This is a genomic window from Actinocatenispora thailandica (genome assembly GCF_016865425.1).
GTDB lineage: Bacteria > Actinomycetota > Actinomycetes > Mycobacteriales > Micromonosporaceae > Actinocatenispora > Actinocatenispora thailandica.
The window spans coordinates 2,672,876-2,692,728 of record NZ_AP023355.1; the positions used below are offsets into that span (position 1 = coordinate 2,672,876).

Sequence of the window (19,853 nt, forward strand, 5' to 3'; positions counted from 1 at the left end):
TGCCGTGCGTTCGCACGGCCGCGAAGGAGGGAGGCGGCCATGACCGCGAGCGACCTGCTGGTGCTGGTGGCGCTGGTGCTCGTCGTGGTGGCGGTGGTCGTGGTCGTGGTGGCCGTGGTTCTGGTGCGACGGATCCAGGCCGCGCCGCAGCCGCCGGCGGTCCTGCCGGAGGAGGACCCCGCGGTCGTCGCCGAGCGCGAACGGCACGAGGCGGCGCTGCGCACCGCCCGGGTGTCGGTGGACGAGGCGACCGCCGAGTTGGAACGCACCCGGTCGCAGACCGTGGCGGCGCAGGCCGAGGTGACCGCCGCGCGGGCCGAGGCCGAGCGGCTGCGGGTCGCCGCCCGCGAGGATGCCGAGGAGCTGCGCCAGCGGGCCCGCCGGCAGGCAGACCAGGACGCCGAGCAGGCACTCGTTCAGGCCCGCCGCACCGGCGCGCAGGAGCAGCAGCGGGTGCTGAGCGAGGCGAAGGAGCGGCTGGCCGAGCTGGAGCGGCGGGAGCAGCGGCTCGACGAGCGGGAACGTCGGCTGGACGAGGAGGTCGAACGGCTCGCCGAGCGGGACCGCCGGCTGTCCGCCGGCGAGGCGGAGCTCGCGGAGCGGTCCGCCGCGGTGGCCGAGGTCGACCAGGAACGCCGTCGCGAACTCGAACGGGTGGCCGGGCTGACCGCGGACGCGGCGAAGGGCGAGCTGGTCGAGTCGATCGAGACCGCCGCCAAGCGGGAGGCGGCCATCCTGGTTCGCGACATCGAGGCGGACGCCCGCGCGACGGCGGAGACGCGGGCCCGCGCGCTGGTGGTGGACGCGATCCAGCGGGTGGCGAGCGAGCAGACCGCGGAGAGCGTGGTCAGCGTGCTGCACCTGCCGTCGGACGAGATGAAGGGCCGCATCATCGGCCGGGAGGGTCGCAACATCCGGGCGTTCGAGTCGGTGACCGGGGTGAACCTGATCATCGACGACACGCCCGAGGCGGTGCTGCTGTCCTGCTTCGACCCGGTGCGCCGGGAGATCGGCCGGCTGACGCTGGAGAAGCTGGTGCTGGACGGCCGGATCCATCCGCACCGCATCGAGGAGGTGCACGACGCGGCGCGCCAGGAGGTCGAGCGGCTGTGCCTGCGGGCGGCCGAGGACGCGCTGGTCGAGGTGGGGATCACCGAGTTGCATCCGGAGCTGGTGGCGCACCTGGGCCGGTTGCGCTACCGCACCAGCTACGGACAGAACGTGTTGAAACATCTGGTGGAGACCGCGCACATCGCCGGCATCATGGCCGCCGAGCTGCGCCTGGATCCGACCGTGATCAAGCGCTGCGCCTTCCTGCACGACATCGGCAAGGCGCTCACCCACGAGGTGGAGGGCAGCCACGCCCTGATCGGCGCCGACCTGGCCCGCAAGTACGGCGAGGACGACGTGGTGGTGCACGCGATCGAGGCGCACCACAACGAGGTGGCGCCGCAGACCATCGAGGCGGTCCTGACCCAGGCCGCGGACGCGTGCTCGGGCGGCAGGCCGGGCGCCCGGCGGGAGAGCCTCGAGGCGTACGTGAAGCGGCTGGAGCGCATCGAGGAGATCGCCGGCGGCAAGGCGGGCGTGGAGAAGGTCTTCGCCATGCAGGCGGGTCGGGAGATCCGGGTGATGGTGCGCCCGGACGAGGTGGACGAGATCGGCTCGGCGGTGCTCGCGCGCGACGTGGCGAAGCAGATCGAGGAGGAGCTGACCTATCCGGGTCAGATCCGGGTCACGGTGGTGCGCGAGTCGCGAGCGACCGAGATCGCCCGCTGATCGCCCGCGGGGCGGCGGAGACCGCCCGTTGGCCGTTCGGTCGAGCGCCGGGACGGCCCGTTGGCGGTGCCGGCGGCCGATCCGTCTCGCCCGGCCGCCGCCTCCCGCTCGGCGACCGGGCACGGCGACCGCCGCGGGCGGCCGGCGCCGGCATCGGGGATGACCCCGATCGTGTCCCCGGGGTAGGGCACCGGGGGTAACCGGGGCTTCGCCCCGGATGTGCCGCTGCGCGCCGCCCGCGAGGGTCGTAGGTATGCCAGACGATCTCCTCGCGTCGCGCCGTCCTGGCGCCGCATCCTCGCGCCGGACCGATGCCGCATCGTCGCGCGGTGCCGGTGCCGCACCGTCGCGCTGGGCCGATGCCGCATCGTCGCGCGGTGCCGGTGCCGGTGCCGGTGCCGCACCCTCGCGCCGGGCCGACGCCGCGACCTGTGGCCAGCCCCACCCTGCGGCTACGGCTGCCGTCAGGCCCGATTCAGGTGCTTGCGGCAGTGTGCCGGCCGATTCCGGATGTGACCGTGTAAGCGGCGGTGCCGGATCGGCCGGCGCCGCGGCAAGGCCGGCCGGAGGTGAGACGGTGCGATCGGTACCTGGTGCCGCGGTGCTGTCCCTGTCGCTGGTCGGTCTCGCCGTGATGCTGATCGGCTACCTGCACGGTGCGACCGGGATCGACCCGGTGCGCGGCATGGTCAGCGACTACGTGTTCACGCCGATCGGTTCGATACTGCTGCCGGTCGCCGTGCTGGTGCTCGCGGCCGGGCTGATGGCGTTGCGGCGGGCGCTGGTCGCCGCGGGTGCCGCCGGCCGGTGGACCGGGGCGCTGGTGGCGGTCGCGGCGCTGGGGTCGGCGCTGATCGGGCTGTTTCCCGCCGACGTCACCGGCGCGCCGGTCACCACGACCGGCCTGGTGCACAAGCTCGCCGGTGGCCTGCTGTTCGGTGCGGTGCCCGTCGCGGCGCTGACCCTGGTGGCCGGTTCCCGGCGGGACCGGTGGCGGGCGGTGGGCCGGCCGCTGCGGTGGCTGGCGGGGATCTCGATCGTGCTGTTCGCCGGCTTCTTGACCAGCTATCTGCCGCTGTTCGGGATGCCGTTCCCGGGAGGCGGTGCGCTGGTGGGGATGCAGGGGCTGCTCGAGCGGCTGGTACTGGCGCCGGAGCTGGCACTGGTGGTCGTCGTCGCGGCGCGGTTGGCGCGACCCGCGGCAGCGGCCACGCCGGTACCGGTGGTGGCGGATGCGGTCGGTGCGGCGCGGGCGGAGGTGGGGCGATGACCACGGTGGCGATCGTGCTGGCACTCGCGGGTGCGGTGGCGTACGCGTTGGCCGCGCACGTGCAGCACGCCGCGGTACGGACCGCCTGCGCGCCGGGGCGCGGCCGGATCGCCCGGCTGGTCCGGCAGCGTCGCTGGTTCGGGGGCTGCTGCTGATCGGCGTCGGCGCCGGGCTGCACTCGGCGGCGTTGGGGCTGGCGCCGCTGAGCGTCGTGCAGCCGCTGGGGGTGCTCGCGGTGGTACTGGTCGCGGCGCTGTCGGCGTTCTCGGCGCGGCGCTGGCCGGGGGCCGTGACGTTGACCGCGATCGGTGCGACGACCGCGGCGGTGGGCGGGTTCGTGGTGCTCACCTCGGGCCAGGCGCGGGACACGGTGATCTCGGACGTGGCGATCGGCCGTACCGCGATGCTCGCGGCGGCCGGCGTGGCGGTACTGGGTGCCTTGGCGCTGCTGGTGCGGGGCCGGGGCCGGTGCCTGGCGCTTGCCACGGCAGGTGGCCTCGCGTACGGCTTCGTGTCGGTGTCGACGCGGGTCGTGGTCCAGCGGCTGCTGGTCGGCGGTATCGGCGCGGTGCCGCTGCTGGTGGTGGCCGGGTTGGTGGCGGCGTTGTTGGTCGGCGGTGCGCTGATCCAGCTCGGGTACGCGTCGGGGCCGCCGACGGTGGTGGTGGCGTGCCTGACGATGGCCGACCCGTTCTTCGCGGTACTGGTCGGTGCGCTGCTGCTCGGCGAGGGCACCGCGATGTCGCCGGCGACGGTGGCCGGTCAGGTCGTGCTGGCCCTGGTGGCGGCGGGCGGTGTGGTGCTGCTGGCCCGGTTCCACCCGGACGCGGCGCCGCGGGCGGTGCGCGACGGCGGGGACCCGGCGGCGTCGCCGGGCGGGTCGGAGGAACCGGTGCTGGCCGGCGACCGGAAGCTGGCCGGGCGCCGCGGGGGCGTGGCGAGTCAGCAGGGCAAGACCGAACACAGGATGCCGGCGCGGTTGCCGGAAGCCGACGTGCGGGACGGATCGGGGACGACGGTGAGGACGCCGTCGCGGATGAGGGAGCAGACGGTGAACGGTGGCGATGGCGCGGTTCGGCGGATCGTGGTGGGTGCGGACACGTTCGTCCCGGACGTCAACGGGGCGGCGCGGTTCTCGTACCGGCTGGCGACGGGGCTGGCGGCGCGGGGACACGAGGTGCACGTGCTGGCACCGTCCCCGGACGGGGCCGCGGGAGTGTCCATGATGGACGGTGTGGTGGTGCACCGGGTACGGGCCCGGCGCACGCCGTTCCATCCGACGTTCCGGTTCTGCCCGCCGTGGCAGGCGGCCGCGGCGGCCGACGACCTGCTGGCGGAGCTGGCGCCGGACGTGGTGCACATCCAGTCGCACATGCTGATCGGCCGGGCGCTGTCGGTGGCGGCGAACCGGCACCAGGTGCCGCTGGTGGCGACCAACCACTTCATGCCGGAGAACCTGTTCGGCTACCTGCGGTTGCCGACCGCGCTGCACACCGCGGCCCGGTCCGCGGCATGGCGGGACGCGGCGCGGGTGTTCCACCGCGCGGTCGCGGTCACCGCACCGACCCAGCGCGCGGTGGATCTGTTGCAGGAGAACGGGATCGAGCAGGCCGAGGCGGTGTCCTGCGGGATCGACCTGGACCGCTTCGCGGCCCGCCGGCTGCCGGACGCGGCGGTACCCACGGTGCTGTTCGTCGGCCGGCTGGACGCCGAGAAGCGGGTCGACGAACTGATCCGGGCGCTCGCGCTGTTGCCGGCGGCGTTGCCGTTGAACGTGGAGCTGGTCGGTACCGGGTCGCGCCGGGACGAGTGGCAGCGGCTCGCCGCCGACCTGGGCGTCGGCGACCGGGTCCGGTTCAGCGGGTTCGTGCCGGACGAGGAGTTGCCGGCCGCGTACGAGCGGGCCGACATCTTCTGCATCCCCGGCATCGCGGAGTTGCAGAGCCTGGTGACGATGGAGGCGATGGCCGCCGGCCGCCCGGTGGTCGCCGCGGACGCGATGGCACTGCCGCACCTGGTGCACAACGGCGACAACGGCTGGCTCTACCAGCCGGGCGACGTGGCCGGGCTGGCGTCCCGGCTCGGGATGCTCGCCGCCGACCCGCAGCTGCGGGTGCGGATGGGGGCGGCCGGTCGGCGCCGGGTGGAGGAGCACTCCGTGCCGGCGACCCTGGCGCGGTACGAGCAGCTCTACGCCCAGGTGCTCGGCGAGCCGGCCGCCGAGCCGGTGCTGGCCGCCTGACGCCGATCGGGTGCTGGCGGCCCGACGTCGAGCGCTGGCGGCCCGACGCCGAGGGGTGCTGGCGGCCCGACGCCGAACCAGCGCTGCCGGCCGCCGGGGCCGACGAACCGCCCGGCGGACGGTACTCGGCGCCCTGGCCGTGACCGGGGCGCCGAGTACCGGGGCGCCGAGTACCGGGGCGCCGAGTACCGGGGCGTTACTTCGGTGCGGGCGGCTCGCCGCCGAGCGGGCCGGCGGCGACCGGCTCCTCGCCGGTCTGCATGGCGGTCAGCGGCGCGGCGGCGAGCTTGCGGGACCGCGACATCCGGCGTTCCAGCCAGGACGCCAGCCAGGACAGCAGCAGGTTGATCACGATGTAGATGGCGACGACCACGATCAGGGTGGTGACCACCGGTGGCTGCGGCAGCTCCCAGATGTCGGCGCCACCCTGGTAGATCCGCTTGCCGAAGCTCAGCAGTTCCTGGTAGCCCACGATGAAGCCGAGCGCGGAGTCCTTCAGCGCCACCACGCACTGCGCGACGATGGCCGGCAGCATCATCCGGATCGCCTGCGGCGCAAGGATCATCCGCATCACCGCGGTCTTGCGCATGCCGAGCGCGTACGCCGCCTCGCCCTGGCCGCGCGGCACCGCGTTGATGCCGGCCCGGAACACCTCGGCGAGCACCGAGCCGTTGTACAGGGTCAGGCCGACCACCAGCGCGGCGAACGCGTCGGGCGGGGTGGCGCCGATCGCGGTACCGATGAACGACAGCGCCGGGCCCCAGGTGAACAGGCCGAACAGGATCAGCAGCAGCAGCGGAACGGCACGGAAGAACTCGATGACCACGAACGCCGGCCAGCGCAGCCAGGCCCGGTCGGACAGCCGTCCGGCGGCGAGGACCGCCCCCAGCACCAGGGCGAGCACGATCGACAGCAGCGCTGCCTTGATCGTGGCGAACAGCGAGTCGAACAGCTGTCGCCACAGCCCGGGGTCGGCGAACGGGCTCCACATCGCGGCGGACAGTTGCCCCTTGCGGGCCACCTGCCAGGTCACGAACGCGACGATCGCGGCCAGCGCCACGATGCTCACCGCGGTCCAGAACCGGACCCGCCGGCGCGCGGCCGGCCCGGGGTTGTCGTACAGCACGCTCGTCATCGAGACACCGCCAGTCGCCGCTCGGCCAGGTTGAACGCGCCGGACACCAGCAGGGTCAGCACGATGTAGCCGACCGCCACCGCGATGAACTCGGCGTACAGGTGCTCGGGTGGTCCCGGACCTGGTCGTCGAAGAACTTGGTCAGCTCACCGACGTTGAAGAACTCGGCGATCGCGGAGTTCTTGATCATCGCGATGTACATGCTGGCCAGCGGCGGCAGCACCGAGCGCAGCGCCTGCGGCATGACCACCAGCCGCAGCGTCTGGCCGAACGTCATGCCCACCGCGCGGGCCGCCTCGGCCTGCCCGACCGGTACCGCGTTGAAGCCGGAGCGGATCGCGTCGGCGACGAAGCACGAGGTGTAGGTCGACAGCGCGATCACGGCGAAGATGAAGAACGTGTCGACACCGATCGCGTCGGCCCAGGCGAACCGGATGCCGACCAGCGGCAGCACCACCGAGGTGGCGAGGAAGACCAACGTCAGCGGGGTGTTGCGGAAGAAGCCGGACCAGGCGGTCCCGGCGACCCGCAGGGCGGGAATGGGCGACACCCGCATGGCGGCGACGATCAGCCCGATGATGGTGGCGAGGATGCCGGCGACGACGGACAGTTCGACGGTGCCGAGCAGGCCGCTGAAGAACGGCCCGCGTTGCTGCCACAGGAATTCCAGGCCGCCGGCGGACGCACCGGCGGTTTCGGCGAGAACCACGTGTCCTCCACAGGATGCCGACCGCGAGCCGTCTGGTGGCTGCGGTCGGCCGGGATCGATGCGGCGGCGAACGCCGCGGTCGGTGCCGGGCCGGGCCGGCCCGATCGCTCGGGCGGCCCGGTAGCCGACCGTCGGTCAGGCGCCCGACTGCTGCCGGGCGGGTTGCCGACGGTGGCGCGGATCGGGACCGGCGAGGTGTCGCCGGCCCGATCCGCGACCGGTCAGTAGCGGTCCAGGGTCGGCGGGTTCGGCGCGTCGGAGCCGGACTTGCCGAGGGTCAGGTCGTAGGCCTTCTTCCAGCTGCCGTCGGTGAAGGAGGCGTCCAGCCGGTCGTCGACCCACTTCCGCAGGTCGGTGCGGTCCTTGTTCATCCCGATGCCGTACTTCTCGGTGGAGAACGGCTTGCCGACGACCATCAGGTGGTCCGGGTCCTGGGCGGCGTAGCCGAGCAGGATCGCGCCGTCGGTGGTCAGCACGTCGACGGTGGAGTTCTGCAGCTGGGTGACGCAGTCGGAGTACTGCGCCAGCGCGACCGGCTTGGCCTTCGGGTAGTTCTTCTCGATGTTGGCCAGCGGGGTGGAGCCGGTCACCGAGCAGACCTTCTTGCCGGCCAGGTCGTCCGGCGTCTTGATCTTGTCCTTGTCTTCCTTGCGGATCAGCATGTCCTGACCGGTCTCGTAGTACGGACCGGCGAAGCCGACCAGCTGCTTGCGCTCGTCGGTGATCGAGTACGAGGCGATCACCAGGTCGACGGTGCCGTTCTCCAGGAACGTCTCGCGGTTCTTGGACACCGTCTCGACGAACTCGACCTGGTTCTTGTCCTTGTAGTTCAGGCCGAGCTGACCGGCGATCATCTTGCCGATCTCGATGTCGTAGCCCTCGACCTCGCCGGTGGTCGGGTTCTTGTACCCGATGCCGGGCTGGTCGAACTTGACGCCGATCTTGATGTGCTTGGCCTTGTGGATCTTGTCCATCGTGGAGCCCGCGGCGAACTTCGGGTTCTTGACGATGGTGTACGACCCGGAAGCGGCCTTGTCCTTCTTGGTCTTGTCGTCCAGCTTGCTGCCACCGCACCCGGCGGCGGCGCCGAGCGCGAGCGAGCCGATGACGGCGACCGCGAGGAGTCGCTTCAGTTTCATCAGTGCCTCTCCTGGGATGGGGGTGCACGCGACGGCCGGGCCGTCGCGTGCGGTCACGGAAGTACCGGCCGGGCGCGGTCGCGCCGGCCGGTCAGGACGCCGTCAGTGCGTCAGGATCTTCGACAGGAAGTCTCGGGCCCGCTCGGACCGCGGGTTGGTGAAGAACTCGTCCGGGGTGGCCTGCTCGACGATCTGGCCGTCGGCCATGAACACGACCCGGTTCGCGGCCCGGCGGGCGAAGCCCATCTCGTGGGTGACCACGATCATCGTCATGCCCTCGCGTGCCAGCGAGGTCATCACGTCCAGCACCTCGTTGATCATCTCCGGGTCGAGCGCGCTGGTCGGCTCGTCGAACAGCATCACCTTCGGCTGCATGGCGAGCGCCCGGGCGATCGCCACCCGCTGCTGCTGGCCGCCGGACAGCTGGGCCGGGTATTTCTCCGCCTGGTTGGCGACGCCGACCCGCTCCAGCAGCCCCATCGCGCGCTCGCGCACGATGTCGGACTTCTCCCGGCGCACCTTCACCGGGCCGAGCGTGACGTTCTCCAGGATCGTCTTGTGCGCGAACAGGTTGAACGACTGGAACACCATGCCGACCTCACTGCGCAGCCGGGCGAGTGCCTTGCCCTCCTCCGGCAGCACCGAGCCGTCCACGGTGATGGTGCCGGAGTCGATCGGCTCCAGCCGGTTGATCGCGCGGCACAGCGTCGACTTGCCCGAACCGGACGGGCCGATCACCACGACCACCTCGCCGGTGTGCACCGTCAGGTTGATGTCCTGGAGCACGTGCAGGGGGCCGAACCACTTGTTGACGCCGTCCAGCACGACCAGCGGCTCGCCGGTGTGCGGCGGCTCGGTCGGCTCGGGGTGGTGGCCTCGGTCTGGGTGTCCACTGCTTCGTCCTCAATCGTGCGTGGGGTTCGGCGTTTTTCCGTCTGTTTGCCTTGCGCCGTGGCGGCCACTGTAACGGTACCGGCCGACATGGCACGCGGTGACTGGTGTCACGGCGCGGTAACGGGCGCCGTTTGTGTCGAGATGACCGGGCAAATAGGGCATCGAGCCGGCCGTCGTCACCATCAGTGACGAATCGAGGTCGATCAGTGCCCTGCGGGGTCGCGGCTCGGGCGCCCGGCCGGCCGCGGCCGACGTGCCGGGCTCCGTGGTCGCGCGCACGGCTACCCTGGTCGATTGAGATGAGTACTCCCGTGGACACCCCAGCCGCCGGCCGCACGTACCAGGTCCGTACCTACGGCTGCCAGATGAACGTGCACGACTCCGAGCGGATCGCCGGCCTGCTGGAATCCGCCGGCTACGTCCAGGCGCCGGACGAGGCCACCCCGGATCTGGTCGTGTTCAACACCTGCGCGGTGCGGGAGAACGCCGACAACCGGCTGTACGGCAACCTCGGTCACCTGCGTCCCACCAAGGACGCGCACCCGGGCATGCAGATCGCCGTCGGCGGCTGCCTGGCGCAGAAGGACCGGGGCGAGATCGTGCAACGCGCGCCGTGGGTCGACGTGGTGTTCGGCACCCACAACGTGGGATCGCTGCCCGCGTTGCTGGAGCGGGCCCGGCACAACGAGGCGGCCGAGGTGGAGATCCTCGAATCGCTGGAGGTGTTCCCGTCCACGCTGCCGGCCAGGCGCGAGTCCGCCTACGCCGGCTGGGTGTCGATCTCGGTCGGCTGCAACAACACCTGCACCTTCTGCATCGTGCCGTCGCTGCGCGGCAAGGAGACCGACCGCCGGCCCGGCGACGTGCTCGCCGAGGTGCGCGCGCTGGTCGAGCAGGGTGTGCTGGAGGTGACCCTGCTCGGTCAGAACGTGAACTCCTACGGCGTGGAGTTCGGTGACCGGCAGGCGTTCGGCAAGCTGCTGCGGGCCTGCGGCGACATCGACGGGCTGGAGCGGGTGCGGTTCACCAGCCCGCATCCGCGCGACTTCACCGACGACGTGATCACCGCGATGGCCGAGACGCCCAACGTGTGCCACCAGCTGCACATGCCGCTGCAGTCCGGTTCGGACGCGGTGCTCAAGGCGATGCGCCGCTCCTACCGGTCCGGCCGCTACCTCGACATCCTGCGCAAGGTGCGCGAGGCGATGCCGGACGCGGCGATCACCACCGACATCATCGTCGGGTTCCCCGGCGAGACCGAGGAGGACTTCCAGGCCACCCTGGACGTGGTCGCCGAGGCCCGGTTCGCCTCGGCGTTCACCTTCCAGTACTCGATCCGGCCCGGTACCCCGGCCGCGACGATGGCCGACCAGGTGCCGAAGCCGGTCGTCCAGGAGCGGTACGAGCGGCTCGTCGCGCTGCAGGACGAGATCTCCTGGCAGGAGAACCGCAAGCTGGAGGGCCGCGAGGTGGAGGTGCTGGTCGCGGTCGGTGAGGGCCGCAAGGACCAGGCGACCGGGCGGCTGTCCGGGCGGGCCCGGGACGGCCGGCTGGTGCACTTCACCGGCGCCGAGGGCATCCGTCCCGGCGACGTCGTCACCACCACGATCAGCTACGGCGCGCCGCACCACCTGGTCGCCGATGGCCCGGTCGGCTCGCACCGGCGCACCGCCGCCGGCGACGCGGCCGAGGCGGGCCGCACCCCGAGCACCCCGGGCGTGCTGCTGGGCATGCCCACCGTCGGTGCACCCGCCGCCGGCTGACCCGGTGCCGGCGGCGTAGCCCGGCCCGGCGCGCGGGCCAGCGTTCCACCCGGTGCCGGTTGCCCCGCGCTACGGCGGCTCAGGAGGTGCGGGTGGTGGCCGCGGTGGCGAGAGCGGTCAGCACCTCGGCCGGCCGCGGTGCGATCGGGGCGCCGGCGAGAGCCGCCAGGCAGTCGGCGGTGAGTTGCCCGATGCGGCGTTCGGTGTCGGCCAGCGCGCCGGTGTCGACGATCAGCTCGCGCAGCTGCGCCACCCCGTCGGCGTCCAGGCCGGCGGCGCCGAGGCGGGCGTCGAGGACCGCGCGGCCGGCCGGCGTGGTCGCCTCGTACGCGGCGGCCACCAGATAGGTGCGCTTGCCCTCGCGCAGGTCGTCGCCGGCCGGCTTGCCCGTCTCGGCGGGATCGCCGAACACCCCGAGCACGTCGTCGCGCAGTTGGAACGCCTCACCCAGCGGCAGCCCGTACGCCGAGTACGCGGCGAGCGTGGCGGCGTCGGCGTCGGCGCCGGCCAGCCGGCCACCCAGCAGCAACGGCCGCTCCACCGTGTACTTCGCCGACTTGTACCGCGCGACCCGCTCGGCGCGGTCCCGGGAGGAGTGCGCCACGTCGGCCTGCGCCAGCACGTCGAGGTACTGCCCGGCCATCACCTCGGTACGCATCAGGTGGTACGTCTCGCGGCCGGCTTCCAGCCGGGGCGCCGGCACCCCGGAGCCGTCGTACATCTCGGCGGACCAACCCAGGCACAGGTCGCCGAGCAGGATCGCCGCCGCGGTACCGAAGCCGGCCGGTTCGCCGGACCACTGCCGCTCGGCGTGCAGCGCGGCGAACCGGCGGTGCACGGCCGGCTCGCCGCGCCGGGTGTCGGACGAGTCCATCACGTCGTCGTGCATCAACGCGCAGGCCTGCAGCAGCTCCAGCGAGGCGAAGGCGGTGACGGCGGCGTCGTCGTCGGCCCCGCCCGCGCCCCGGTACCCCCAGTAGGCGAAGGTGGGGCGCAGCCGCTTGCCGCCACCCAGCACGAACGCGTCCACCGCGGCGCAGATGTCGCCGAGCTGGGCGTCGATCGCGGTGAGCCGCGCGCGTTGCCCGGCGAGGAACTCGCGCAGCGCCGTCTCGATGCGCGCGCGCAGCGCGGCCGAGCTGGTGGCGGGCACCGTGGGCACCTGGGCTTCCCCCGATCGGCGGCTCGACCCGCCGGCTGCTGGTACGGCGGCCGCAACCGGCGGGGCCGCCTCGCAGCACGGTATCCCCACCGTGTTGCGGCACGACCGCCGGCCACCGGGCGGCCGGCCGATCCGCCGTCCGCCACCCGTACCCCACGGCATCGGCGACATGTCCGACCGGCAACGGCCGCGCGACACCTGGCCCGGCCGGTACAGTGACCAGGTGGCACTCGGTACCCCTTCGGTGATGCCCGGTGGCGATCCCGCCATCGGGCGGTTGGTGCGTGTGGCGGCACCGACGTTCTCGTTCGAGTTCTTCCCGCCCAAGACCGAACGCGGCAACGAACTGCTCTGGCAGGCGATCCGGGAGCTGGAACCGTTGCACCCGTCGTTCGTGTCGGTCACCTACGGCGCCGGCGGGTCGACCCGTGGGCGCACCGTGGAGATCACCGAGCGGATCGCGACCGAGACGACGCTGACCCCGATGGCGCACCTGACCGTCGTCAACCACTCCGTCGCCGAGCTGCGCAACCTGGTCGGCCGGCTGGCCGAGGCCGGGGTGCGCAACCTGCTCGCGCTGCGCGGTGACCCGCCGGGCGATCCGATGGGGGAGTGGGTCCGGCACCCGGAGGGGGTCGACTACGCCGCCGACCTGGTCCGGCTGATCCGCGAGGCCGGCGACTTCTGCGTCGGCGTGGCGGCCTTCCCGTACCGGCACCCGCGATCGCCGGACGTGGCCAGCGACACCCGCCACTTCATCCGCAAGTGCCGGGCCGGCGCCGACTTCGCGATCACCCAGATGTTCTTCGACGCCGACGACTACTTCCGGCTGCGCGACCGGGTCGCCGCGGCCGGCTGTGATGTGCCGATCCTCGCCGGCATCATGCCGGTGACCCGGATGAGCACCGTGGAGCGCTCCGAGCAGATGTCCGGTGCGCCGTTCCCGGCGGCGCTCGCGGCCGAGTTCGAGCGGGTGGCAGACGACCCGGAGGCGGTTCGGCAACTGGGCGTCGAGCAGGCCAGCCGGCTGTGCGAGCGGCTGCTCGCCGGCGGCGCGCCCGGCATCCACTTCTACACGCTGAACAGGTCCACCGCGACCCGCGAGGTGTGGCACAACCTGGCGCTGCCGACCGCCGCCGCGGCCGGCGGCTAGGTGGGCCGGTAGCGGCCGCCATGGTGGCCGGCGGGGGAGTCCAGACCGACTGGGTCGGCTACGCGACCCGGTGGAAGGCGCTGCACGGCGGCTACGACCCGCAGGCCGGCGCGTTCCCGGTGCGCGGCTGGTTCTACCTGACCTACCGGTCGGCTCGCGGGCTCGCCCGGATCGGCGTCAGCCCGGCCACGGTGACCGTGGTCGGCCTCGTCTGCTGCCTGTTCGTGCCGGCGGTGGCGGCCCAGCACGGCCGGTGGCCGGTGGTGGCCGGCGGCCTGGTGGCGCTCGCCGGCGTACTGGACGGCCTGGACGGTGCGGTCGCGGTGGTGGCCCGCCGCGTCACCCGGTTCGGCTACGTGTACGACGCGGTCCTCGACCGGCTCGGCGAGACCGCCTGGTTGGTGGCGTTCTGGCTGGTCGGGGTGCCCGGCTGGCTGGTCGCGCTGACCGCCTGCCTGGCCCTGCTGCACGAGTACCTGCGGGCCCGGGCCACCGCCGCCGGCCTGTCCGTGCACGCGGTGACCAGCCTGGCCGAGCGGCCGGTGCGGGTGTTGATCAGCGCGCTGGGGCTGACGCTGGTCGGGGTGTCCGGTGGGTTGTCGGACAGCCTCGCGGCCGGCGCCGGTACCGTCGCGGTCTCCATCTGGCTGCTGCTGGGCGTGGTGGGGTTCGTCCAGCTGTTCGCCGCGGTCGGCCGGGACCTGGGCTGACCGCCGGCGGCTGGGCCACCTGGGCTGACGCCGGTGGTCGGGTCAACGCTCCCGTGGCTCGTCGGCCTCGGCGCTTCGCGGCTTCGCGGACGTGGCGTCGGCGGTCGGCTCGCCGGTGGGTGCGGCCTCGGGAGGCTCGGCGTCCGGCTTGCCGCTGACGAACTCCTGGACCGCGATCTTGGCCCGGATCAACGGCTTGCGGATGCGTTCCTCGCGGCGCCGGGCGCGCCGCAGCTTGCGCGGGCGCCGGGCGTACCGCCAGCGGGCCCACGGCGCGTCCGGCCGGCTGAGCCGGATCGCCCCGATGACGGTCAGCAGCGGGATGAAGATGCCCACCAGGCCGGTCCAGATCTTGCCCTTGAGCAGGGTGATCACCACCAGCGCCAGGTTGAACAGGGTGTAGCCGGCGCCGATCAGCCAGCCGCCGAGGCCCGGGTACAGCGCGCGGGCGTCGTTGACGTCGCCGACCCCGATCGGGGTGACCCGCAGCAGGATCAGGCCGGTCACCGCGATCGCCGCGAACACCGCGTCGATGGAGGTCCGGCCGGCCTTCGCCCAGTACACGTCGTCCAGGTGCAGGATCAGCGCGAACTCGTCGAGCACCAGCGCCGCGCCGACCCCGAACAGCGCCGCGAAGCCCGCCCGCCAGCCGATCAGGTTGTCCGGTAGCGCCAGCCCGATCACGCCGCCCAGCAGCATGAACACCACCCCGAACACGACGTGGTGGATGTGCGTACCGCCCGGCTTCACGTTGCCCGGCCACCACCGCACCTGGGCCCGGATCATCCGCACGCTGAACCGGATGAACAGGAACCCGACCACGAAACCGCAGAAGAAGCAGAACAGCGGCAACCGGCCGGTCGCAACGATCGAGTCGTGGAACCAGTGCCCCATCCCGGTTCACCGACCCGGCCCGGGTGATCGCCGTCCACCGCCGCACGTACCTGCCATGGGGCTGTTCTTACCGCCGCCCGCCCGCCCGGTCGGGTCGAACGGTCAGATTGACCCCTCCAGCGGCAGCCGCCGGCCCAGTACCGCGAACGGCCGTTCGTCGCCGGGGAAGCGGAAGTGCCGCAGCACGTCGACGAACCCGGTGCGTCGGTAGAGCCGCCACGCCCGGGACGACTCGTGCGGCACCTCGGGCGTGGACAGCAGCACCGTCGCCTCGGTGGCGCCGTCGAGCAGCGCGGTCAGCTGCGTGTACCCCCGGCCGTGGCCCTGCGCGTCCGGCCGGACGTGCAGCTCGACCAGCTCGAAGCAGTCCGACAGCCAGAACCGGGCGGCGTCGGCCGGCAGCCCCGACGCGACCTGCTCGTGCCACCACTGCCCGGCGCCGGACCGGTAGCCGTAGCCGAACCCGAGCAGCCGGTCGTCGTTGTCCAGGCTGGCCACCGCCCGGAAGCCGCGGTAGTGCGTGTGCGCGGCGACGAAGCCGCGCCGGGCCGCGACCAGATCCGGCGGATAGTCCATGGCCTCGGCGTACACCGTGAGGACGTCGTCGATGCGGGCGAGCAGGTCCTCCGGCGCCCAGTGCACGAGGGTCATGGCGGCAGGCCGTTCCTTCCGGTGGGTCGAGGTGCAGCCGGCGCGGTCGACGGGGCGGCTGTGCTGTGACGGTACCCTGACGCGTTCAACCACGGACCGCAGCCGGACACCTCACCCGGAGTGCCGGTCGGCCGGCACGTCGATCACGTCGATCAGCCCGAGCGCGGCCCGCACGTACCGCAGGGACTGCTCGGCGGTCAGCCCGAGCCGGCTGGTCTGCACCGCGTAGGAGTCGGCGAGTTCCCGCGCCCGCTGCGCGGTGCGGTTGCCGCCGGCGGCGACGTAGGTGCCGCCCCGGCCACGGGTCTCGACGATGCCGGAGGTCTCCAGCTCCCGGTAGGCGCGGGCCACCGTGTTCGCGGCCAGGCCCAGCTCGCCGGCGAGCGCACGCACCGTCGGCAGCCTCGTCCCGGCGGGCAGCTCACCGCTGCCGGCCAGCTGCGCGAGCTGCCGGCGCAGCTGCTCGTACGGCGGCAGTGCCGAACCGGGCTCCACCTTCAGCCGCATCGCGTCACCTGCCCTCGTCGCGGCAGTACCGGCCCATTCTGGCAGCCGCGGCGCGCGGTGTCCGTCCCGAAACGCGGTACGAGCTGGATCCGGTTCCCCCGGGGTCGGCACGCTACGGTGCTCGGATGCAGACCACGACGACACCAGACCCGTTGCCACTGCCGGCGGCCGACGCCGACTGGGCCGCGTTCGTGCGGCGCCGGGCCGCCGACAACCTGGCCGCGGCGCGCGCCGGCGTCGAGCAGCTGGCCGGCGGAGCGCCCGGCCCGGCCACCGACCGCGACCCGGCCGAGGTGCTGGCGCGGTGGAACGACATCGCGATCGCCATCGACAACGTGGCCCAGCTCGGCGAGCTGCTGGCGCAGACACATCCGGACGAGGCGGTCCGCACCGTCGCCGAGACCTGCCAGCAGGACGCCGACCGGCTCGCCACCGAGATCGGCCTGGATCCCCGGCTGTACCGGGTGCTCGCGGCCGTGGACGCCGACGCGCTGGACGCCGCCGGCCGGCGGGTGCTCGAACGCAGCCTGCGCGACTTCCGCCGGGCCGGCGTGGACCAGCCCGACGAGGTACGCGACCGGCTGCGCGCGCTCGCCGAGGCGCAGGTGCGGCTGGGACAGCGGTTCGACAAGAACATCCGGGACGACGTGCGGTCGATCCGGATCGCGCCCGAGCGGCTGGACGGGCTGCCCGAGGACTACCGGGCGGCGCACCCGGCCGACGCCGACGGCCAGGTCACCATCACCACCGAATACCCGGACTACCAGCCGTTCAAGACGTTCGCGACCGACGCCGCCGCGCGCCGGGCGCTGACCGTGGAGTTCCTCAACCGGGCCTGGCCGGCCAACGACGAGGTCCTCGCCGAACTGCTCGCGGTGCGCGCCGAACAGGCCCGGCTGCTCGGCTACGCCGACTGGGCCGACTACGACGCCGAGGTCAAGATGGTCGGCTCCGGCTCCGCGATCGCCGGGTTCATCGACCGGGTCGTCGCCGAGGCGCAGCAGCCGGCCGACCGGGACCGGCAGGTACTCCTGGACCGGTTGCGGGCCGACGACCCGACGGCGACCGGCATCGACGCGAGCGACAACGTCTACTACGCCGAGGTGGTGCGGCGCGAGCGGTTCGACGTGGACGCCACGAAGGTCCGCCGCTACTTCGACTTCCCGGCGGTACGGGCCGGCCTGCTCGCGGTCACCGGCCGGCTGTTCGGCCTGGAGTACCGGGAGGTGCCCGGCGCGGGCAGCTGGCACGCCGACGTGACCAGCTACGACGTGTACACCGGTGACCAGCTGCTCGGCCGGATCCACCTCGACCTGCACCCGCGGCCCGGCAAGTTCTCCCACGCGGCGATGTTCCCGCTGGTGTCGGGCATCGCCGGCCGGCAGCTGCCGGAAGGCGTGCTGCTGTGCAACTTCCCGCGCGGGCTGATGGAGCACTCCCAGGTGGTGACGCTGTTCCACGAGTTCGGCCATCTGGTGCACCACGTGCTCGCCGGCCGGCACGACTGGGTCCGGTTCTCCGGCGTGGCCACCGAGTGGGACTTCGTCGAGGCGCCGTCGCAGATGCTGGAGGAGTGGGCCTGGGACCCGGAGGTGTTGCGCAGCTTCGCCCGGGACGAGACCGGCGAGCCGATCCCGACCGAGCTGGTGACGCGGATGCGGCAGGCCAACGACTTCGGCAAGGGCTACCTCGCGCGCACCCAGATGTTCTACGCCTCGCTGTCGTACCTGCTGCACCACGAGAAGGTCGACGACGTCACCGCGTTCAGCCGGCAGTTGCAGCGACGCGTCGACGCGTTCGACCCGATCGACGGCACCCACTTCCATGCCGGGTTCGGCCACCTCGTCGGTTACACCTCCGCGTACTACACGTACATGTGGTCTTTGGTGATCGCGAAGGACATGTTCTCCGCGTTCGAGACGGGCAACCTGTTCGACCCGGAGGTGGCTGGCCGCTACCGCGACCTGGTCCTCGCCGCCGGCGGTAGCGACGACGCCGCGGTGCTGGTCGAACGGTTCCTCGGCCGGCCGTACACGGTGGACGCGTTCAGCGCCTGGCTGGCCCGCTGAGCCGTGGTGGCCGGCGGGTTCCGCCGCCGGCCACCCCGGCCTGCCCGGTTCGCCGCCGGCCACCCGGTCTGCGCGGTGCCGCCGGCCACCCGGTCTGCGCGGTGCCGCCGGCCACCCGGCCTGCCCGGTTCGCCGCCGGCCGGCCGGCTCACCAGGTCACCGGGAGCTCCTCGACACCGCTGACCAGGACGTGCCGCCAGCGCAGGTGCGCCGCCGGTACGGCCAGCCGCAGCCGCGGGCAGCGCGTCGTCGACGCGCGCAGCGCCTCCTGCAGCTCGACCCGGGCCAGATGGGCGCCCAGACAGAAGTGCGGGCCGGTGCCGAAGGCGAGGTGGCGGCCTGGTTCGCGGTCCAGCACCACCTCGTCCGGCCGGTCGAACACGCGCGGGTCCCGGTTGGCGGCGGCGATCGCGGCCAGCACACCCTCACCGGCGCGGACCGTGACACCGGCCAGCGGTACGTCGGTGGTGGCCACCCGCAGCTGGCCGACCTCGCTGAGCCGGGTGTGCCGCAGCAGCTCCTCCACCGCGGTGGGGATCAGGTCCGGTTCGGCGACCAACCGGTCCCAGTGCGCCGGCTCGCGCAGCAGCGTGGCGACGAAGCTCGCGATCTGGTTCGCGGTCGTCTCGTGCCCGGCGACCAGCAGGTTCATCCCGAACGCCACCAGCTCGTCGGGGCCGAGCGCGCCGTCGGCGGCCAGCTCGGTCAGGATGTCGTCGCCGACACCCGGGTTGCCCGCCACCAGGTCGGCGAGGTAACCGGTCAGCGCGGCCATGGCCGCGTGCACCCGTTCGGCCTGCGCCGGCACCAGGCTGTACGCCAGCTCCGTCCACTCCCGGAACCGGTCCCGGTCGCCGTACGGCACGCCCAGCAGCTCGCAGATCACCTGGATCGGCAGCGGCAGCGCGAGCGCCGCCCGCAGGTCACCCGGCGGGCCGCCGGCGACCATCCGGTCCACCAGCTGCCCGGCGAGACCGGCGATCCACTCCCGCCGCCGCTCGATCCGCCGCCGGGAGAAGACCCCCGACACCAGACCGCGCAGCCGGGTGTGCTCAGGCGGGTCGGTGGTGGGCAGGGTGCCGGGCAGCGGCGACGACACCGCCACCCGCGGCGCGCCCGGCGCCACCGTGCCGGCCCGGGAGAAACGCGGATCGGTCAGCACCGTGCGCACGTCGTCGTACCGCGTGACCAGCCAGACCACCGAGCCGGCGATGGTGCGTACCCGGGTGATCGGTCGCTGCTCACGCAGCCGGGCCCAGACCGGATCGGGATCGAACCGGAAGCTGCCGGAGAACGGGATCTGCGGTACGGACGGGCAACTCGCCGCCCCGTCCCTGTCGACGGTGCCTTCGGTCGGTTCACCGACGGTGCCTTCGGTCGGTTCACCGACGGTGCCTTCGGTCGGTTCACCGACGGTGCCGTGGGCCGGTTCGCCGGTGCCGTGGGTACCGGTCTGGGCGGGCCGGGGCGCTGCCATGGGTGATACCTCCTTCGACGGGCGACAGATCCGAATAAGGGTAACCTTATCCGCCGGCTGGAACTGGATATTTCGGTCGATGGTGCCCGCTGCGCCGCGAGGCTGGACCCGGTTGTTGCACTCCGTCGGCAAACGCGCTTTACTGGAGCGGTGTTCGAACAGGTGTTCGAACGCTCTCGGTGAGGTGAATCGCGGCACCGACCCGAGAGGCGCGGTCTCCGTCCTGCCTGCCGACCAGACCCCCAGGTGGGTGGGCGGGGCCCGTGGCCGGCCGGTCGGCCGGGCGAGGTGAGGGGAAG

At 73.0% G+C, this 19,853-nt stretch carries 17 protein-coding genes; 8 read left to right on the forward strand and 9 right to left on the reverse strand.

What is annotated here, in order from left to right; all coding sequences use genetic code 11:
* The first annotated feature begins 39 nt into the window (after window positions 1–39).
* The 4 genes from rny to Athai_RS11945 all read left to right on the forward strand — a co-directional run bounded on the left by rny (window position 40) and on the right by Athai_RS11945 (window position 5,291).
* Window positions 40–1,779 (forward strand): ribonuclease Y, encoded by a 1,740-nt coding sequence (gene rny / locus Athai_RS11930; protein ID WP_203961569.1) that lies wholly within the window; start codon window positions 40–42, stop codon window positions 1,777–1,779.
* 577 nt (window positions 1,780–2,356) lie between these two features.
* Window positions 2,357–3,049, forward strand: coding sequence for a DUF998 domain-containing protein (locus Athai_RS11935; RefSeq protein WP_203961570.1), 693 nt, complete (start codon window positions 2,357–2,359; stop codon window positions 3,047–3,049).
* Entirely contained in the window at window positions 3,046–3,204 is a 159-nt protein-coding gene (locus tag Athai_RS11940; RefSeq protein WP_203961571.1) for a hypothetical protein, read from the forward strand. Before Athai_RS11935 ends, Athai_RS11940 begins: the two co-directional genes overlap by 4 nt.
* A gap of 32 nt (window positions 3,205–3,236) precedes the next feature.
* Entirely contained in the window at window positions 3,237–5,291 is a 2,055-nt protein-coding gene (locus Athai_RS11945; protein WP_203961572.1) for a glycosyltransferase, read from the forward strand.
* A 196-nt stretch (window positions 5,292–5,487) separates the two neighbouring features.
* On the opposite strand, the gene Athai_RS11950 is transcribed toward Athai_RS11945, so the two are convergent.
* The 4 genes from Athai_RS11950 to Athai_RS11965 all read right to left on the reverse strand — a co-directional run bounded on the left by Athai_RS11950 (window position 5,488) and on the right by Athai_RS11965 (window position 9,105).
* Window positions 5,488–6,426, reverse strand: coding sequence for an amino acid ABC transporter permease (locus tag Athai_RS11950; RefSeq protein ID WP_203961573.1), 939 nt, complete (start codon window positions 6,424–6,426; stop codon window positions 5,488–5,490).
* A 55-nt stretch (window positions 6,427–6,481) separates the two neighbouring features.
* The gene (locus Athai_RS11955; protein WP_239156883.1) at window positions 6,482–7,135 is read right to left on the reverse strand and encodes an amino acid ABC transporter permease; all 654 of its coding nucleotides are present in this window, start codon (window positions 7,133–7,135) and stop codon (window positions 6,482–6,484) included.
* A 221-nt stretch (window positions 7,136–7,356) separates the two neighbouring features.
* Window positions 7,357–8,274, reverse strand: a complete 918-nt coding sequence (locus tag Athai_RS11960) for a glutamate ABC transporter substrate-binding protein (RefSeq protein ID WP_203961574.1) — start codon at window positions 8,272–8,274, stop codon at window positions 7,357–7,359.
* 102 nt (window positions 8,275–8,376) lie between these two features.
* Complete coding sequence (locus Athai_RS11965) at window positions 8,377–9,105, reverse strand: amino acid ABC transporter ATP-binding protein (RefSeq protein ID WP_203965560.1); 729 nt, start codon at window positions 9,103–9,105, stop codon at window positions 8,377–8,379.
* A gap of 362 nt (window positions 9,106–9,467) precedes the next feature.
* On the opposite strand from Athai_RS11965, the gene miaB reads away from it, so the two are divergent.
* A complete protein-coding gene (miaB, locus tag Athai_RS11970; RefSeq protein WP_203961575.1) occupies window positions 9,468–10,931 on the forward strand; it encodes a tRNA (N6-isopentenyl adenosine(37)-C2)-methylthiotransferase MiaB in 1,464 nt (487 codons plus the stop codon).
* Window positions 10,932–11,010: 79 nt separating this feature from the next.
* On the opposite strand, the gene Athai_RS11975 is transcribed toward miaB, so the two are convergent.
* Entirely contained in the window at window positions 11,011–12,084 is a 1,074-nt protein-coding gene (locus tag Athai_RS11975; RefSeq protein ID WP_239157384.1) for a polyprenyl synthetase family protein, read from the reverse strand.
* A gap of 232 nt (window positions 12,085–12,316) precedes the next feature.
* Here Athai_RS11975 and metF point away from each other — a divergent pair, with 232 nt between their 5' ends.
* On the forward strand, window positions 12,317–13,246 hold the full coding sequence (gene metF / locus Athai_RS11980; RefSeq protein ID WP_203961577.1) for a methylenetetrahydrofolate reductase [NAD(P)H]: 930 nt from the start codon (window positions 12,317–12,319) through the stop codon (window positions 13,244–13,246).
* 20 nt (window positions 13,247–13,266) lie between these two features.
* The gene (locus Athai_RS11985) at window positions 13,267–13,956 is read left to right on the forward strand and encodes a CDP-alcohol phosphatidyltransferase family protein (protein WP_203961578.1); all 690 of its coding nucleotides are present in this window, start codon (window positions 13,267–13,269) and stop codon (window positions 13,954–13,956) included.
* A gap of 42 nt (window positions 13,957–13,998) precedes the next feature.
* Here the strand turns inward: Athai_RS11985 and Athai_RS11990 are convergent, their stop codons facing one another.
* The 3 genes from Athai_RS11990 to Athai_RS12000 all read right to left on the reverse strand — a co-directional run bounded on the left by Athai_RS11990 (window position 13,999) and on the right by Athai_RS12000 (window position 16,008).
* The gene (locus Athai_RS11990; protein WP_203961579.1) at window positions 13,999–14,850 is read right to left on the reverse strand and encodes a hypothetical protein; all 852 of its coding nucleotides are present in this window, start codon (window positions 14,848–14,850) and stop codon (window positions 13,999–14,001) included.
* Between the two features lie 102 nt (window positions 14,851–14,952).
* A complete protein-coding gene (locus tag Athai_RS11995) occupies window positions 14,953–15,501 on the reverse strand; it encodes a GNAT family N-acetyltransferase (protein WP_203961580.1) in 549 nt (182 codons plus the stop codon).
* 111 nt (window positions 15,502–15,612) lie between these two features.
* On the reverse strand, window positions 15,613–16,008 hold the full coding sequence (locus tag Athai_RS12000) for a GntR family transcriptional regulator (RefSeq protein WP_203961581.1): 396 nt from the start codon (window positions 16,006–16,008) through the stop codon (window positions 15,613–15,615).
* Between the two features lie 125 nt (window positions 16,009–16,133).
* Between Athai_RS12000 and Athai_RS12005 the strand changes: the two genes are divergently transcribed.
* Window positions 16,134–18,077, forward strand: coding sequence for a M3 family metallopeptidase (locus Athai_RS12005; protein ID WP_203961582.1), 1,944 nt, complete (start codon window positions 16,134–16,136; stop codon window positions 18,075–18,077).
* Between the two features lie 148 nt (window positions 18,078–18,225).
* Here the strand turns inward: Athai_RS12005 and Athai_RS12010 are convergent, their stop codons facing one another.
* The gene (locus tag Athai_RS12010; RefSeq protein WP_203961583.1) at window positions 18,226–19,554 is read right to left on the reverse strand and encodes a cytochrome P450; all 1,329 of its coding nucleotides are present in this window, start codon (window positions 19,552–19,554) and stop codon (window positions 18,226–18,228) included.
* Window positions 19,555–19,853: the final 299 nt, after the last annotated feature.

Bases quoted from the DNA above. Each gene is read 5' to 3' on its own strand.
- rny (WP_203961569.1), top strand. From the start codon at position 40: ATGACCGCGAGCGACCTGCTGGTGCTGGTGGCGCTGGTGCTCGTCGTG.
- Athai_RS11940 (WP_203961571.1), top strand. From the start codon at position 3,046: ATGACCACGGTGGCGATCGTGCTGGCACTCGCGGGTGCGGTGGCGTAC.
- Athai_RS11950 (WP_203961573.1), bottom strand. From the start codon at position 6,426: ATGACGAGCGTGCTGTACGACAACCCCGGGCCGGCCGCGCGCCGGCGG.
- Athai_RS11960 (WP_203961574.1), bottom strand. From the start codon at position 8,274: ATGAAACTGAAGCGACTCCTCGCGGTCGCCGTCATCGGCTCGCTCGCG.
- miaB (WP_203961575.1), top strand. From the start codon at position 9,468: ATGAGTACTCCCGTGGACACCCCAGCCGCCGGCCGCACGTACCAGGTC.
- Athai_RS11985 (WP_203961578.1), top strand. From the start codon at position 13,267: ATGGTGGCCGGCGGGGGAGTCCAGACCGACTGGGTCGGCTACGCGACC.
- Athai_RS11990 (WP_203961579.1), bottom strand. From the start codon at position 14,850: ATGGGGCACTGGTTCCACGACTCGATCGTTGCGACCGGCCGGTTGCCG.
- Athai_RS11995 (WP_203961580.1), bottom strand. From the start codon at position 15,501: ATGACCCTCGTGCACTGGGCGCCGGAGGACCTGCTCGCCCGCATCGAC.
- Athai_RS12000 (WP_203961581.1), bottom strand. From the start codon at position 16,008: ATGCGGCTGAAGGTGGAGCCCGGTTCGGCACTGCCGCCGTACGAGCAG.
- Athai_RS12005 (WP_203961582.1), top strand. From the start codon at position 16,134: ATGCAGACCACGACGACACCAGACCCGTTGCCACTGCCGGCGGCCGAC.
- Athai_RS12010 (WP_203961583.1), bottom strand. From the start codon at position 19,554: ATGGCAGCGCCCCGGCCCGCCCAGACCGGTACCCACGGCACCGGCGAA.